The organism is Cutibacterium avidum 44067, assembly GCF_000367205.1.
Lineage (GTDB): Bacteria > Actinomycetota > Actinomycetes > Propionibacteriales > Propionibacteriaceae > Cutibacterium > Cutibacterium avidum.
The window spans coordinates 1,431,706-1,446,920 of the sequence record NC_021064.1; the positions used below are offsets into that span (position 1 = coordinate 1,431,706).

General features: G+C 63.1%; 13 protein-coding genes. 7 read left to right on the forward strand and 6 right to left on the reverse strand.

Annotation, left to right across the window (positions count from 1 at the left end; all coding sequences use genetic code 11):
- Position 1: 1 nt before the first annotated feature.
- From PALO_RS06535 to PALO_RS06545, 3 genes are read left to right on the forward strand one after another with little or no spacing between them, the layout of a single operon-like run.
- The gene (locus tag PALO_RS06535; protein WP_015582909.1) at positions 2-1,294 is read left to right on the forward strand and encodes an ABC transporter substrate-binding protein; all 1,293 of its coding nucleotides are present in this window, start codon (positions 2-4) and stop codon (positions 1,292-1,294) included.
- Positions 1,291-2,295 (forward strand): carbohydrate ABC transporter permease, encoded by a 1,005-nt coding sequence (locus PALO_RS06540; protein ID WP_016667413.1) that lies wholly within the window; start codon positions 1,291-1,293, stop codon positions 2,293-2,295. The genes PALO_RS06535 and PALO_RS06540 overlap by 4 nt, the downstream gene beginning before the upstream one ends.
- Positions 2,288-3,142, forward strand: a complete 855-nt coding sequence (locus tag PALO_RS06545; RefSeq protein WP_015582911.1) for a carbohydrate ABC transporter permease — start codon at positions 2,288-2,290, stop codon at positions 3,140-3,142. Before PALO_RS06540 ends, PALO_RS06545 begins: the two co-directional genes overlap by 8 nt.
- Positions 3,143-3,236: 94 nt before the next feature.
- On the opposite strand, the gene acs is transcribed toward PALO_RS06545, so the two are convergent.
- The gene (gene acs / locus PALO_RS06550; RefSeq protein ID WP_080634303.1) at positions 3,237-4,964 is read right to left on the reverse strand and encodes an acetate--CoA ligase; all 1,728 of its coding nucleotides are present in this window, start codon (positions 4,962-4,964) and stop codon (positions 3,237-3,239) included.
- A 22-nt stretch (positions 4,965-4,986) separates the two neighbouring features.
- Positions 4,987-5,124 (reverse strand): hypothetical protein, encoded by a 138-nt coding sequence (locus PALO_RS12865; protein WP_015582913.1) that lies wholly within the window; start codon positions 5,122-5,124, stop codon positions 4,987-4,989.
- A 228-nt stretch (positions 5,125-5,352) separates the two neighbouring features.
- Between PALO_RS12865 and PALO_RS06560 the strand changes: the two genes are divergently transcribed.
- Genes PALO_RS06560 through PALO_RS06575 form a run of 4 tightly spaced genes read left to right on the forward strand, consistent with a single transcriptional unit; the run spans position 5,353 to position 9,367 of the window.
- Positions 5,353-5,874 carry a rhomboid family intramembrane serine protease gene (locus tag PALO_RS06560; RefSeq protein ID WP_015582914.1) on the forward strand — a complete coding sequence of 174 codons (522 nt, stop codon included), beginning with the start codon at positions 5,353-5,355 and terminating at the stop codon, positions 5,872-5,874.
- Positions 5,875-5,907: 33 nt separating this feature from the next.
- Entirely contained in the window at positions 5,908-6,897 is a 990-nt protein-coding gene (locus PALO_RS06565) for a 1,4-dihydroxy-2-naphthoyl-CoA synthase (RefSeq protein ID WP_015582915.1), read from the forward strand.
- A gap of 39 nt (positions 6,898-6,936) precedes the next feature.
- On the forward strand, positions 6,937-8,103 hold the full coding sequence (locus PALO_RS06570) for an AMP-binding protein (protein ID WP_015582916.1): 1,167 nt from the start codon (positions 6,937-6,939) through the stop codon (positions 8,101-8,103).
- 58 nt (positions 8,104-8,161) lie between these two features.
- A complete protein-coding gene (locus tag PALO_RS06575; protein ID WP_015582917.1) occupies positions 8,162-9,367 on the forward strand; it encodes an isochorismate synthase in 1,206 nt (401 codons plus the stop codon).
- 26 nt (positions 9,368-9,393) lie between these two features.
- Here the strand turns inward: PALO_RS06575 and PALO_RS06580 are convergent, their stop codons facing one another.
- From PALO_RS06580 to lepA, 4 genes are all read right to left on the reverse strand, one after another.
- Positions 9,394-10,569: an alpha/beta hydrolase gene (locus PALO_RS06580; protein WP_015582918.1), complete on the reverse strand. Its 1,176-nt coding sequence runs from the start codon at positions 10,567-10,569 to the stop codon at positions 9,394-9,396.
- A gap of 148 nt (positions 10,570-10,717) precedes the next feature.
- On the reverse strand, positions 10,718-12,325 hold the full coding sequence (gene menD / locus PALO_RS06585; protein ID WP_171023484.1) for a 2-succinyl-5-enolpyruvyl-6-hydroxy-3-cyclohexene-1-carboxylic-acid synthase: 1,608 nt from the start codon (positions 12,323-12,325) through the stop codon (positions 10,718-10,720).
- A 2-nt stretch (positions 12,326-12,327) separates the two neighbouring features.
- Complete coding sequence (locus tag PALO_RS06590) at positions 12,328-13,338, reverse strand: o-succinylbenzoate synthase (protein WP_015582920.1); 1,011 nt, start codon at positions 13,336-13,338, stop codon at positions 12,328-12,330.
- Complete coding sequence (lepA, locus tag PALO_RS06595) at positions 13,335-15,182, reverse strand: translation elongation factor 4 (RefSeq protein ID WP_187290313.1); 1,848 nt, start codon at positions 15,180-15,182, stop codon at positions 13,335-13,337. Before lepA ends, PALO_RS06590 begins: the two co-directional genes overlap by 4 nt.
- Between the last annotated feature and the right edge of the window lie 33 nt (positions 15,183-15,215).

Genomic DNA, 15,215 nt, shown 5'->3' on the forward strand with positions numbered 1-15,215 from the left:
CATGAATTTCTCTCGCCGTCACTTCCTCAGCGCATCCGCCGGTTTGGCCACTGCCGCGGTCCTGACCGCATGCGGATCGAACACCGGTGGCGTCTCCACCGACTCGAAGTCCAGCGCCGCTTCGGGTGGCTCCGGAAAAATCGTCCAGTGGTACCACGAATACGGCGAGAAGGGGGTCCAGCAGGCCGTCAATCGCTACGCCAAAGATTACAAGGACGCCACGGTTACCGTGAAATGGAACCCCGGTACCGACTACATGAAGCTGCTGAGCACCACCCTGCTGTCCGGATCGGGCATCCCTGATGTCTTCGAGTCTGAGTACGGCGCCACCCTCGACATGATTCAGAAGGGTCAGGTTGTTGATCTCACCGACACCATCGGTGACGCCAAGTCCAAGTTCTCGAAGCCGGTGCTAGATCGCATGACCCTCGACGGCAAGATCTACGCGATCCCGCAGGTCGTCGACATGCAGCTGCTCTACTACCGCAAGTCGGCCCTGGAGAAGGCCAAGCTGTCGGCCCCGACCACCTTCGAGCAGCTCGTCGAGACTGCCAAGGCCGTCAAGACCAAGGAGATGGGCGGCTTCTTCGCCGGCAACGACGGTGGCGTCGGTGTGCTCGGCAACCTCCTCATCTGGGCCTCCGGATTCGACCAGCTCAACGATGACCACACTGATGTCGCCTTCATGGAGCAGGCCTTCTTCGACGCCGTCGCCGCTTACCGCGACTTCTACAAGTCCGGCGCCCTGCTGACTGCCGCCTCCAAGGATTGGTTCGACGCCTCCCCCTTCACCAATGGCGAGACCGCCATGCAGTGGGGTGGCCTGTGGTCGTTGGGCGACATCTCCAAGAAGTGGAAGGACGACTTCGGCGTCATCCCGTTCCCTGCCATCGGTAAGTCCGGCAAGCAGGCCGTGCCCTTCGGCGCCTACGGTTCCTGTGTCGCTGCCAAGGGAGCAAACAATGACGTCGAGGCCGCCAAGAAGTACGCCAAGTGGCTGTGGGTCGATCAGACCGACAAGCAGGTCGACTTCGCCAACTCCTACGGCACCCACATCCCGTCGCAGCCTGACCTCACCGACAAGTGCTCCCAGATCAGCAGCGGCGCAGGCAAGGCCGCTGCCGAGATGGTCGACAAGCACGGCAAGGCCGCGAGCCTCTTCTGGACCTCCAAAATTTCTGACGCCTACAGCGCCGCGCTCACGAACGTCGTCAAGAAGGGTGCAGACCCGAAGTCGGCCTTTGCCGGAGTGCAGTCGACGGCCAAGGCCGAGCTCAAGCGCGTCAACAAGTGAGTTCGTCGGCAGTCTCGGTGCCCCCCACCCGCAGTTTCTGGCAGCGGGTTCGGGGGCACCAGGGGCGTAACCTCTGGTTTGCCCTGTTCGTTGCGCCGTTCCTGATCGGACTGCTGGTCTTCGTCTACATCCCGATCATTTGGAGCGCCTACCTGTCGCTCTTCGACGCCCGGGCAACCCTGTCCCCCACGAAGTTCGTCGGTTTCGCGAACTACCAGAACCTGTTGTCGGACACCCTGTTCCGCAACTCGATGCTGGTCTTCATCATCTTCGCGGTCTTCATTGTTCCGCTCACCTACGTCTGTTCCCTGGCCCTTGCGCTGGCCCTCAACAACGTCAGCAAGTTCCGGGCCTTCTTCCGCTCCTCCTTCTTCATCCCGACAGCCTGTTCCTACGTCGTCGCGGCAATGGTCTGGCGACTCAGCTTCTTCAACGGAGCACGGTTCGGCCTGGCGAACTCCCTGCTGCGCAAGGTCGGCGGTAACAACATCGACTGGCTGTCCGGAGTGGGCTACTGGTACTGGATCGCGCTGATCTCACTGCGGTTGTGGCTGCAGGTCGGCTACTACATGATTCTGCTCATCGCGGGTCTCAACCGCATTCCCACCGACACCTATGAAGCTGCCGCGATTGACGGTGCCGGCCGCTGGGCGACCCTGCGTCACGTCACCATGCCGCAGCTGCGGGGAGTGAGTGCGGCCGTCCTCATGCTGCTGCTCATCGGTGCTTTCCAGGCCTTCGACGAGTTCTACAACTTGTTGTCCTCCTCAGGCACCTACCCGCCCTACGCTCGCCCCCCGCTGGTGCACCTGTACCTCATCAGCGTCGGTGGAGCCGACCAGGATCTCGGTATGGGTGGCGCCGGGACCGTCACCCTCACCGCCATCATCGTGCTGTTCGGACTGGCCCAGAACTGGCTCATGAGTGGCCAGGAGCGTCGCGAGAAGAAGGCCATCAAGCAGGCCGCCAAGACCCACCGCAAGGAGGTGTCCGATGGCTGAGGAACGTTCCCACATGGTCACGGGCCGCTCGGGGAGCCTCTTGCACGGTCTCAAGATCGTCGTGCTGTTCATCCTGGCCCTGCTCTTCCTGCTGCCCTTCTACGTCATCTTCCGCAATGCCTTCAGCAGCTCGGAGGCCTTCGTCGCCGCGGACTGGAAGTGGTTGCCTGACAACCTCGACTTCTCGGTGCTGCGGGATCTCTTCTCCGACACTGACCTCAACCTGCCTGGGGCGATGGTCCACTCGGCCATCCAGGCCGTCGGCCAGACGGTGCTGACGGTCATCGTCAGTTTCATGGCTGGCTACGGGCTGGCGCGATTCCGCAGCAAGGCTGCGACGGTGGTGTTGCGTCTGACGGTGCTCACCCTCATGGTGCCGACCGCTGTCACCTTCGTGCCGAGTTTCATCATGACGACCCGATTCGGGTGGATCGACTCCTACCGTGGCCTCATCATCCCGATGATGTTCTCGGCCTTCGCGACCTACATGTTTCGGCAATCCCTGCTGGAGTTCCCCAAGGAGCTGGAGGAGGCTTCGAACCTCGACGGAGCCAATCCGTGGACGACGATGTGGCGCATTGTCGTCCCCAATTCCAAAGGAATCATCGCGGCCGTCTCGACGATCACCTTCATCGGCGCCTGGAACTCCTTCCTGTGGCCGCTGCTGGTGGCTCGCGACAACACCACGACCGTCCAGCTCACCTTGAGTCGGTTCATGACGAGCCAGGGAGTCAACTACTCCGAGCTCTTCGCCGGCGCCCTGGTGGCCATCGTGCCGGTGGTCATTGTCTTCCTCGTCCTGCAGCGCTACCTGGTGCAGGGCCTGGAGACCTCTGGCATGGACTGAGGAACCGTGCCCCTGCGTGGCTACGCCGTCGAGAACCATCGCGAGGGCCGGGACACCAGATGGTGTCCCGGCCCTCGCACGTCAGTGGAGTGGCTCAGTCCTCCAGGGTCGACAGGTCCCCCTCGTCCTCCCCCAAGGCACGAGCTTTGAGGACGCGACGCATGATCTTGCCCGAGCGAGTCTTCGGCAACTTCTCGACGAACTCGATGGCGTCGGGCTTTGCGATCGGCGAGAGGGTCTCGGCTACGTGGCCGCGGATGTCGGCGATGAGATCCTTGGACGGCTCATATCCAGTGTTGAGCACGACGACCATGTGGATCGCATTGCCCTTGACCTCGTGCGGCAGACCGATCGCGGCGCACTCGGCGACGGCCGGGTGGGAGCCGACGGCAGCTTCGACCTCGGCGGTGCCGATGCGATGACCGGACACCTTGATGACGTCGTCGGTACGACCAATGATCCAGATGTAGCCGTCCTTGTCGATACGGGCGGAGTCGCCAGTGAGGTAGGCCCCCGGATACTTCGACCAGTAGGTGTCGAGGTAACGGTCGGGATCCTTGTAGAGAGTACGCATCATGGCGGGCCACGGGTTCTTGAGGACCAGGAAGCCCTCTTTGCCGGCGGGCAGTTCGTTGCCCTCCTCGTCCACGACAGCAGCCTCCTGACCGAAAACCGGTCGACCAGCGGCGCCGGGTTTGAGAGGCATGGAGGGAACCGTGGTGATCTGGAACATGCCGGTCTCGGTCTGCCACCAAGTGTCGGTGATCGGGCACGTGCCGTCGCCGACGACGTCGTGGAACCAACGCCAGGCCTCCGGATTGATCGGCTCGCCGACCGAGCCGAGCATGCGCAGGCTGGACAGGTCGTGCTTGCGTACCCAGGCCTCGCCGAAGCGCATCAGGGTACGGATGGCCGTCGGAGCGGTGAACATGCTGTTGATGCCGTAATGCTCGATGAGCTGCCACCACACATCCGGGTAGGGGAAAACCGGACTGCCCTCGGCCATGAAGGTGGTCGCGCCGCGCAGCAGCGGGGCGTAGATGACGTAGGAGGTGCCGGTGATCCAGCCCGGATCAGCGGTGCACCACCAGCGATCTTCCTCGTGGATGTCCATGCAGTACTTCATGGTTGCCGACAAATGCACCTGGTAACCACCGTGAGTGTGGACAACTCCCTTCGGCTTACCGGTCGAGCCCGACGTGTAGAGGATGAACAACGGATCCTCGGCGTCCACCTGGACGGTCTGGCACTTTCCCTTGGCAATCGGCAACTTGCACAGCTCGTGATACCAGTGGTCCCGGGTCGGGTCCATGGTGACCTCGGTGGCCGTGTTCTTGACGACGATGACGTTCTCCACGGTCGGTGAGAACTTCACCGCATCGTCGACGATCTGCTTCATCGGGAAGACCTTGCCGTTGATCCACGACCCGTCAGCGGTGATGACAACCTTGGACTCCGAGCCGTCAATGCGCTGGTTGAGGGCATCTGAGGAGTAACCGGCGAAGACCACCGAGTGAACGGCGCCGATCTTGGCGCAGGCCAACATCGCGAAGAAGATCTCGGGGATCCGAGGCAGATAGATGGTGACGACGTCACCCTTGTGCACGCCCATGGCCTCGAGGACGTTCGCCATCTGCTCGACTTCGCGGTTGAGGGCGAAGTAGGAGAAGGTGCGCACCTCGTCGGTGTCCTCACCGACCCAGATGAGAGCCAACTTGTTCCGACGGGCGGTATCGAGGTGACGGTCCACCGCATTGGTGACGATGTTCGTCTTGGAACCGGTGAACCACTTGAAGAAGGGCTTGCCTGAATCGTCGAGGATCTTGTCCCACGGCTTCGACCATTCAAGCTCCCCGGGCTCGTTCCTCCCAGTAAGCGACTGGGTCGGCCTTGGCCTTCTCCTCGAGCGTCTTCCAGTCCGAGACCCAGGCGTTGTCGATGATGCTCTGATCAGGCTCGAAGACGTCCTGCTGGTCCGCCATACGGTCCTCCTCGACCTTCTACCGCTCTTGCGGCATCCGTTTCGTGTGTTGGGAACGATAGAACCACATCGACGGGTCTTTTGTGAGGAAAATCACAGAAAATTCCCGATTCTTCTTTGCGACACTGGATACATGACTTCCTACCTGCCTCCGTCGTCCACTCCTGTCCGCCGACGTCGGGCCGAAACACCGAGCCGCACGAACTCCATCGCCAGCAGCGCCGGGGTGATGACTGTCGTCGTCGCGATCATGTGGGTCCTCGAGGTCGTCGACACCGTGCTCGGCAACACCCTCGATCAGTTCGGGATCCATTCCTGGACCGGTCAGGGACTGTGGGAAATCTTCACTGCTCCGTGGCTGCATTACGGCTGGGCCCATCTGGCCGGTAACTCCGTGCCGCTCTTCGTCCTCGGCATGCTCGTCTACATGGAATCGACATCAACTTGGGTCATCTCGGGGCTCATGATCACGGTGTGCTCGGGCCTCTTCGCGTGGTTCTTCAGCGCACCGGGAACCATCACCCTCGGTGCGTCCGGGATCGTCTTCGGTTGGTTGGCGTATCTGCTGGTCCGGGGCCTGTTCACCAAGAGGCTGCGCGACATCCTGGTGGCCATCGTCGTCTTCCTCATCTACGGGTCTGTGCTGTGGGGTGTGCTTCCGGGACAAGCTGGGGTGTCCTGGCAGGCCCATCTGGGCGGTGCGGTCGGAGGTGTCATCGCGGCGTCGTGGCTGGCTCGTCGTCCCAGGTGAGACTGCCTAACCAGGGGTGGTAGCTTCCACCGGGTGAGCACCCATCCTTTCGTCTCCGACACCTTCGACGCAGACCGTTGGCGCGAGGTCAACCTTCCCGGCGACCCCTTGACCGACATGACCTTCCACCGCCTCATCTCGCGTGGAGAGATCGACCACGCCCCGGCCGGCGAGGACCTGCCGGTGGTGCGGATCGCCTTCGACCGTCCTGCCATCCGCAACGCCTTCCGCCCGCACACCGTCGACGAGCTGTACCGCTGCATCGACGCGGCACGCTGCACCCCTGACGTGGCAGCGATCATCTTGACCGGGAACGGCCCCTCCCCGCGCGACGGCGGATACTCCTTCTGCTCCGGCGGTGACCAGCGCATTCGCGGTGCAGCTGGCTACCAGTACGAGTCCGAGGAGACGGCCGGCGACGAGAACCTGGCCACCGACACCCGCCGAGAGCGGATCGCCAGGGGCCGTCTGGGGCGTCTCCACATCCTCGAGGTGCAGCGGCTCATGCGCGCCACCCCCAAGCCGATCATCGCCGCCATTCCTGGTTGGACGACCGGTGGTGGCCACTCCCTCATGGTGGTGGCCGACATGGCGGTGGCCAGCCGGGAGAACGCTCGGTTCAAGCAGGTCGATGCCAATGTCGGCTCCTTCGACGCCGGATATGGTTCGGCTCTGCTGGCTCGCCAGATCGGTGACAAGAGGGCCCGCGAGATCTTCTTCCTGGCGGAGACGTACACCGCCGAGCAGGCCGAGCGGTGGGGGGTCATCAACCGCGCCGTCGATCACGTCGAGCTGGAGAGCACCGCCATCGAGTGGGGCCTGACGATCGCCGGCAAGTCCCCGCAAGCCATCCGAATGCTCAAGTACGCCTTCAACATGGTCGACGACGGCATCGCCGGTCAGCAGGCGTTCGCCGGGGAGGCAACCAGGATGGCGTACATGACCCCGGAGGCCCAGGAGGGGCGCGACGCCTTCCTCGAGCACCGCTCCCCCGACTGGTCCAGCTACCCGTACTACTTCTGATTCCTCACCTCTGGACACCACGACCCGACAGGAGGCCCGATGGCCGAGACCGCACGACTGCACGTCGTCAGGGTGGAACGCACCCAGACAGACGTCGTCTGGCTGACCGAGCGCTTGACACGCTTCTTTCAAGGCTCAACGCGCTCGGTTCTCGTGCCGGCCGGGAGCGAGGAGAACCCAGTGGCCACCCTCGAGGACGTCGAGAGGAGGACGGTCTTCCTGCCCGATGAGGTCGGGCTCGTGATGCGCACGTCCGGGTCGACCTCTGCTCACGGACGCCTCGTGGGTATCTCAGCGGCTCAGCTGCTGGCGTCCATCAACGCCACGGATGCGCGACTTGGCGGGGCCGGAACCTGGGTGCTCGCCCTTCCCCCCAACCACATTGCCGGTCTGCAGGTCGTCGCCAGGGCCGCAGCCGGTGATCGCTCGGTGGTCGTCGTCGAGGGGAAGGTGACTCCTCGGGCCCTGTCTGACGCCATCGACGAAGCGGTACGGAGGGATCCGGACGGTCGGGTACATCTGTCCCTGGTGCCGACCCAGCTGACCGACTGCATGGATGACTCAGTTGCCCGTGACGCCTTGACGCGGTGTTCCGCGATTCTCGTCGGGGGTGCCGCGACCTCCTCGCAGTTGGTTTCCGACGCTCGGGCTGCGGGGATGCCGATCGTACTGACCTATGGCATGAGCGAAACCTGCGGCGGTTGTGTCTACGACGGGGTTCCGCTCGACGGGGTGCAGGTACGTCTGGACGAGGATGGTCGGGTGTCACTGTCCGGTCCGATGGTGATGTCGGGGTATCTCGATGAGGGACCGGCCGATGATTGGTACCTCACCGGGGACATCGCCCACTGGCAGGACGGCCGACTCGCCGTCGATGGTCGGGCCGACGACCTCATCGTTTCCGGTGGACTCAAGATCTCCCCCAGCCAGGTGGCCGATGCCGTCACCGCAACCGGGTCGGTGAAGGACTGCGTCGTCGTCGGGCTGCCCGACGAGAGGTGGGGCCAGGTCGTCACGGCCGTCGTCGCGGGATGCCAGGAGCCGGAGCGTATCCGGGACACCGTCGATCTGCCACGGGAACTTCGTCCGCAAATCGTCGTGACGGTCGAGGCCATTCCCATGCTGGCTTCCGGGAAAGTGGATCGTCTCGAGGTAAGGAGACTGGCCGAGCAGGCCAAGGCAGACGGATCTGCCTGGACGCGTTGACTCAGGCCGCTGCTGCCTCGCGCGGCCGGCCGACAGGCCCGGAGTAGCATCTCCTCTCGTGCACACCTTGTCCTGCGATGTCGACCTGTCCGCTGCGAGTGGGGCTCGGTGGTTGGATACCGCGCGTCGTTACTGCCCGCCCGAGGTCGAGCCGTGGATCTGGGTGGCTCCCGACACCGACGATGCCCCGGCCATGGTCGGGTGGGGCGAGCAGGCCCGCTTCACCGCAGGCGGCCATGGCGCTGCCGCGAAGGTGTTCAACGCCTATTCATCGTGGGCTGCTCAGCACTCCGACGCAGCTCCCGTGGCTTTCGGTTCTTTCCCGTTTTCCCGGGACGAGGACGGATTCCTCGTCGTCCCCGCTGTCCTCCTCCTCCGTCGTCACCTGGGCGAGCGCACTCTCGTCTTCTGCGCGGAATCCACCCCGATTCATCGCGGCGATTCCGACCTGCCGGTCATCGAGACTCAGCTTCCCGATCTTGACGCCGAGCACTGGAGCCAGGCCGTCAACGCCGCGACGACCCGGCTGTCCCAGGACCCCGAGCTGGAAAAAGTGGTGCTCTCACGGTCAGTGACCGTCCAGGCATCCGCCCCGATGGACCGTGGACTCGTCGCGTCCCGGCTCTCGGGCAAGTTCAGCGGCTGCTGGACCTACTGCCATGACGGCCTGGTTGGCGCGACTCCCGAGCTGCTCGTTGACTGCCGCGATGGCCTGTTCCGTTGCCGAGTGCTCGCCGGTACCCGCAAGCCTTTCTGGTCCCATGAGCTGTTGCAGGATCCCAAGGAGCATCGTGAGCACGAGCTGGCGGTGGCTTCCGTGACAGGACGACTAACCGAGGCTGGCCTGTCCGACCCTGCCATCCGCGGGCCTTTCCTGCTGGAACTGCCCAATGTCACCCACTTGGCCACGGACATCACCGCCAGGGTCGGCACGTCGAATGCTGCACAGATCGTCGACGTCATCCACCCGACCGCAGCTGTGTGCGGCACTCCTCGAGAGCTCGCCTACCAGTTCATCGAGCAGACCGAGGTCATTGACCGAGGACGATTCGCCGGGCCAGTGGGATGGATGTCGCCGGATGGGTCAGGCCAGTGGGCCTTGGCCCTGCGCTGCGGTCAGTTCTCCGAGGACAACCGATCCGTCCGGATACATGCCGGTGCGGGCATCATGCCCAGCTCCGACCCGGACAAGGAGTGGATCGAGACCGGAGCCAAGATGGAGGCCTTCCGTAGCTGTTTGGAACAGTCCACGGACTTGTCATGACGCCGACCTCGAGATGGGTACATTCCTCACTTGTTTCGAGCGCTAATCCAATCGAGGGTTTTGTCGATGACCTGATCACGAACAGTCTCGTTAAGGATCTCGTGCATAAGACCTTTCCACACAATTGCAGTCTTATCTTTCGAGCTAATCGCGTTGTACCAGTTAACATCAGCGAATGACGGCGCAAGCCCGTCGGCCTCGCCATGCATAATGAGGGTCGGGGTGGTGAAGTCTTTGGCATTGAAAGTGGTGTACAACTGACCGACGACCATCTGAGTCAGCAGGCCTGCGGTCATGTACCTGTTGTTGAGCAGGTCGTAGGCAAAGCTTTCGTAGGATCGCGAATCTGTGCATACCCCGTCGTACGTCGTCTTCGGGAAGACGACCAACGTGTTGGGGATCTTCACCTTGGCCGAGGTCGCGTAGGGCGAGGATGGAAGACGGACATTCTTCGGATCCTTCTGGAACTGCGGCAGTAATGAACGCCTGACGCTCGTCATCTGGTCAAGCGGTAGCAACTGAGAGACGGTGGGCTTAGCGTGTTTTTCGGCCTCAGTCAGGTTCTTGGCCGTTATCACCTGAGGCTTGAGAGTGTCCTTGCCATAGCGGTTCATGCCGATTCCACCAGCCGTGGAGATGATGCCATCGACGTCATTGGGGTAAGCGATGCCGTAGCCTTGGACGGCCTGAGCACCCATCGAGTGCCCCAGCAAGAAGATTTTCTTACCTGGCGTGTCTTTCTTCGCGATTCCGACCAACTGGTGGATGTCACCGATAATTGAATTCCAATCGTCAATATGACCGCGCGGAACCACGTTATTCACGTAGGGTGCAGCGCTCCTGCCATGTCCGCGGTGATCCAGCCGAAAAACGTTGTATCCAGCCTGAGCAGAACGTTTGGCTACGTAGTCATATCGACCTTGATGTTCATTTGCGCCGGGGATAATGACAATGCTGCCGCGAGGATGTGCCACCAGGTCCTTCTTGATGAAAATCTTTGTCTGCCACTGGTCTGTGGACGTCATATATCCGGTGACAGTCTCAATCTGTGGCGCAGCAGCCTTGTTAGCACCAACAGGCGCCTCAGAATATTGCGCTGGTGTAGCCTGAGCGCAGACACATATACCGACAAAGGTGGTGACTCCAGCAACAAGACCGGCGGTCATCCGCATCCACAGTCCTTGCCTCTTCTGTCCTGACATTGGCGAGCCTCCTTTGGCTTCCACGAGTCCCTCTCGTGGCCCTCGCCCTAGGAGTCCACGGGGTCACTCTCGAGACACCACGTGATGCCTCGAGCTTCGTCCGGAGGCTACCGATGCTAAGCGGCATGTGCGTGCGCCGATGACAGGATCATACCGGAGGCAGAGACACCTCGACGACCCTCCTACCATGAACCGGCTCAGCCAATAGGCGGCGCATCTGTTCGTGTAGGCGCGTGGGATCACTTGACGCAACGGTGCAATGGTGTGCCCCAAGTCCGGCCGCCAGGGCCGACAGGTCCAGACATTGCGGAGTAAGGAACATTCTCTCGAGAACAGGACGAGGTGCCGCAGCATGCTCCAACCCACCAAAGATCGCACCACCGTGATCGTCGAGGACAATGACTTGCACGTCGACGTCATCATCGGTGTCGCCAGTGAGTAGCGCCGTAGCGTCATGGGCAAAGGTGAGATCCCCGACGACCACCCGGACTGGGCATCCACCGCCTAGCGCATGGCCGATTCCCGTGCTCACCGTTCCATCGATACCAGCCAGTCCGCGATTAGCCACTGCGTGAGGTGACTCACGCTGCGGCACTGCACCGATGTCGAAGGCTCGGATGACGTCAGAGGCCCCAATGACGAGTTGCGGAGCCCCTTGCCGCGCTGAGGCCTGCCAGATAACGTCACAGATCTCCTGTTTGCAGGTGAGGCCGACTGGTTGGTCGGCGTCCAGCCAGCGTGACAGCCAGGACTCATCAACCTCAACGTCGATCAGCCTCGCTGGGCCAGATACCACTCGCGCCACCCCAGCGACATCGGTCCAGCGCGCCCGATCAGTCACGACAGTCACCCCGGGGCGCGACAGCAGCCGCGACACTGGACGCGAGAGGGTTGGATGCCCCATGACAAGTATCCCGTCGACATCCTTGACCAGCGAGCCAGCCAAGACTGCCTGGTAGTTAGTCAGGGCATGGGAACCAGCCCGGGCCCCCGAGGTCGGTTCGGCCAGCAACGGCCATCCGCCCTGCTCGGCCAGCCTCTGGGCATCACTTCCAGCACCGTCTCCAGCAACCACGACGGTACGCGGCGGCATCGACAGTGGTGTCCCGTCACCTACCGCTGGCCTGCGCTGAGTACTTTCGGAGTGCTCAGCTCCATAAGGCTCGATGTGACGACGTGGTATGTGTGTGGGTCGCCATGAATCATCTGGTACCAGCGGATCGCGAAAACCGACGTTTAGGTGAGCGGGGCCAGGGTCATAGGTAAGTACTCCGGTCGCGGCACTTATCGCACGCAGCACGAGTGAGTCGAGCCTTCCATCGGCAGGAAACCCGGCGGGGATTTCAGCGTCGAATCGCGATGCCGACCCGAAGATTCCAGCCTGCAATGTCGTCTGGTTGGCCCCGGTGTGCCACATTTCATGTGGTCGGTCAGCTGAGACGACGACAAGTGGCACCCCCGCCGCATCCGCTTCCAGCACGGCTGGATGCAGATTTGCCACAGCAGTCCCAGACGTCGTCACGACCGCTGCCGGATGCCGCAACCCGGCTGACGATTTCGAGATCCCCAGGGCGACGAATCCGGCCGACCGTTCGTCGAGACGCACGTGGGCGTGCAGCCATCCAGCAGCCTCAGCATCCGCCAAGGCATATCCGATGGGGGCGTCGCGGGATCCGGGACAGTAGACGACATGTTCGACCCCAGCTCCGACAAGGGCACTCACCAGTCGGCGAGCTATTGCAGTGGAGGGGTTCACGGTCATCTCCGTTCCAAGTCGGCCAGGGCGGCCACGGTGAGATCCAGACGCTCGGTCCATCTCGGACACAGGTCGTCGTCGGGATCGTCGGCCTCGGCGTCGACCACGCCTCGCTGCGGAGTCAGGTAGCCGTCGACGGGCATCAGGGGTGAGCCGCAGACATCACCACGGAAGAGCCTCAGGGTCCCCAACCCGCAGGCATGGTCGAGCTCGGGCAGGGCGGCCGCCAGGTGGGTGGCCAGTCCGATGCCGACGCTGGTGTCCAGGGCCGAGGAGACGACGGCCGGCAACCCGGCGGCATCAATGACCTCGAGGGCGCGGACAACACCGGCCAACGGCTGAGCCTTAACGATGATGAAATCAGCCGCACCAGCTCGTGCCACCGCAACCGGATCCTCAGCGCGACGCACCGACTCGTCGGCCGCCACCGGAACATCGACCCGGCGTCTCACCTGGGCGAGATCCTCGACTTGGGGGCAGGGCTGCTCGACGTACTCCAGTCCCTCGGCTGCAGCGTTGAGTTCGGTGATGGCTCGCACTGCCGTCTCGACGTCCCACGCAGCATTGGCGTCCACCCGGATCTGGCCGTCTGGCATGGCCTCACGCACCGCGGCGACCCGGCGGCAGTCCTCCCACAAGTCGCTGCGGGGATCGGCGACCTTGACCTTGGCGGTGGTGCAGGCCGATTCAGCTGCCATCGTCCGGGCGAGATCAGCGTCGACGACAGGGATGGTGACGTTGACGGGGATGCGGTCACGTCGGGCGGCCGGGACAGGTTGAGTGGCTCCCTCGATGCCCGCACGCAACCAGGACGCGGACTCGACCGGGTCGTAGTCCCAGAAGGGTGACCACTCCGACCAGCCCTCGGGCCCGTGCAGCACCATTCCCTCGCGCACCTCGATGCGTCGGAACCTGACGGTCAGGGGCACCGACCAGACGCCGAGCTCGTCGATCCCCCGGTCGGCGAGGGCGGCCGGCACAGCCAGACGGTGCAGCCGTAGCTCGCCGCTCATTTCTTCTCGGAACCCTCGCCGGTCCTCAGGGCGGCCACGAAGGCCTCCTGGGGCACCTCGACCGAGCCGACGACCTTCATCCGTTTCTTACCGGCCTTCTGCTTCTCGAGCAGCTTGCGCTTTCGGGAGATGTCACCACCGTAGCACTTGGCCAACACGTCCTTGCGGACGGCGCGGATGGTCTCTCGGGCGATGACGCGAGCGCCGATGGCAGCCTGGATCGGCACCTCGAACTGCTGGCGCGGGATGAGTTCCTTGAGCTTGGCCGCCATCGCGACGCCATAGGAATAGGACTTGTCGCGGTGGACGATGGAGCTGAGGGCGTCGACCGGATCGCCATTGAGCAGGATGTCGACCTTGACGAGGTCAGCGGCCTGCTCACCCGCCTCGTGGTAATCCAGCGAGGCGTAGCCCTTCGTGCGGGACTTGAGCTGGTCGAAGAAGTCGAAGACGATCTCCGAGAGGGGCAGTCGGTAACGAATCTCCACGCGGTCCGAGGAGAGGTAGTCCAGTCCCTGCTGGACCCCACGACGCTGCTGGCACAGCTCGAGGATGGTGCCGATGTACTCGGCAGGACTGAGGATGGTGGCATCGACGATGGGCTCGTGCACCTCGGCGATACGCCCGGAGGTCGGGTACTCCGACGGGTTGGTGACGGTGACGGTCGACCCATCCTCCATGAGGACGTGGTGCACCACCGAGGGCGCGGTGGAGATGAGGTCGAGATCGAATTCGCGTTCCAGGCGCTCGCGCACGATCTCCATGTGCAGCAGGCCCAGGAAGCCGACACGGAATCCAAACCCCAGGGCGGTCGAGGTCTCGGGCTCGTAGACGAGGGCTGCGTCATTGAGCTGCAGCTTGTCGAGGGCATCGCGCAACTCCGGGAAGTCCTTGGCGTCGATGGGGAAGAGCCCCGAGTACACCATCGGCTTGGGATGCTGGTACCCTCCGAGATCCTTCTCGGAGGGCTTGGCAGCATTGGTGACGGTGTCGCCGACTCGGGACTGACGAACATCCTTCACACCGGTGATGAGGTAACCGACCTCGCCGACGGACAGTCCGTCAGCTGGCACCATATCCGGGGAGATGACGCCGATTTCAAGCACCTCGTGGGCTGCCCCGGTACTCATCATGAGGATCTTCTCGCGGTGGCGCACAGCACCGTCGACGACGCGAACATAGGTGACGACGCCGCGGTAGGTGTCGTAGACCGAGTCGAAGATGAGGGCACGAGCTGGGGCGTTGGCCACTCCTTCGGGAGCAGGCACCTTGGCGACGATGGTGTCGAGCAGGTCGTCCACCCCGTCACCGGTCTTCGCGGAGACCCGCAGCACCTCGGACTCATCGCATCCAATGATTCCGGCGATCTCAGCGGCGTGACGATCCGGTTCGGCGCCCGGAAGGTCAATCTTGTTGAGAACTGGGATGATCTCCAGGTCAGCCTCCAGGGCCAGGTACAGGTTGGCCAGGGTCTGGGCCTCGATGCCCTGAGCCGCGTCGACGAGCAGAATCGCCCCCTCACAAGCCTGCAGGGACCGCGAGACCTCGTAGGAGAAATCGACGTGCCCCGGGGTGTCGATCATGTTGAGGATGTGGGTGACACCGTCGACCTCCCAAGGCATCCGCACCGCCTGGGACTTGATGGTGATGCCGCGTTCCCGCTCGATGTCCATACGGTCCAGGTACTGAGCGCGAGCGCTGCGCTCGTCAAGGACACCGGTGATCTGCAACATCCGGTCGGCCAGGGTCGACTTGCCGTGGTCAATGTGCGCGATGATGCAGAAGTTCCGAATGATGGCCGGATCTGTGCTGCCAGGCTGAGGCGCGGACATCTGCTCCCTCATGTCTCGACGATGGTGCCGGGGGTGCCCGGCTCA

Excerpts from the sequence above, each read along its gene's own strand:
- PALO_RS06535 (WP_015582909.1), top strand. The coding sequence starts at position 2 with ATGAATTTCTCTCGCCGTCACTTCCTCAGCGCATCCGCCGGTTTGGCC.
- PALO_RS06545 (WP_015582911.1), top strand. The coding sequence starts at position 2,288 with ATGGCTGAGGAACGTTCCCACATGGTCACGGGCCGCTCGGGGAGCCTC.
- PALO_RS12865 (WP_015582913.1), bottom strand. The coding sequence starts at position 5,124 with ATGGCGGACCAGCAGGACGTCTTCGAGCCTGATCAGAGCATCATCGAC.
- PALO_RS06560 (WP_015582914.1), top strand. The coding sequence starts at position 5,353 with ATGACTGTCGTCGTCGCGATCATGTGGGTCCTCGAGGTCGTCGACACC.
- PALO_RS06570 (WP_015582916.1), top strand. The coding sequence starts at position 6,937 with ATGGCCGAGACCGCACGACTGCACGTCGTCAGGGTGGAACGCACCCAG.
- PALO_RS06580 (WP_015582918.1), bottom strand. The coding sequence starts at position 10,569 with ATGTCAGGACAGAAGAGGCAAGGACTGTGGATGCGGATGACCGCCGGT.
- PALO_RS06590 (WP_015582920.1), bottom strand. The coding sequence starts at position 13,338 with ATGAGCGGCGAGCTACGGCTGCACCGTCTGGCTGTGCCGGCCGCCCTC.
- lepA (WP_187290313.1), bottom strand. The coding sequence starts at position 15,182 with ATGAGGGAGCAGATGTCCGCGCCTCAGCCTGGCAGCACAGATCCGGCC.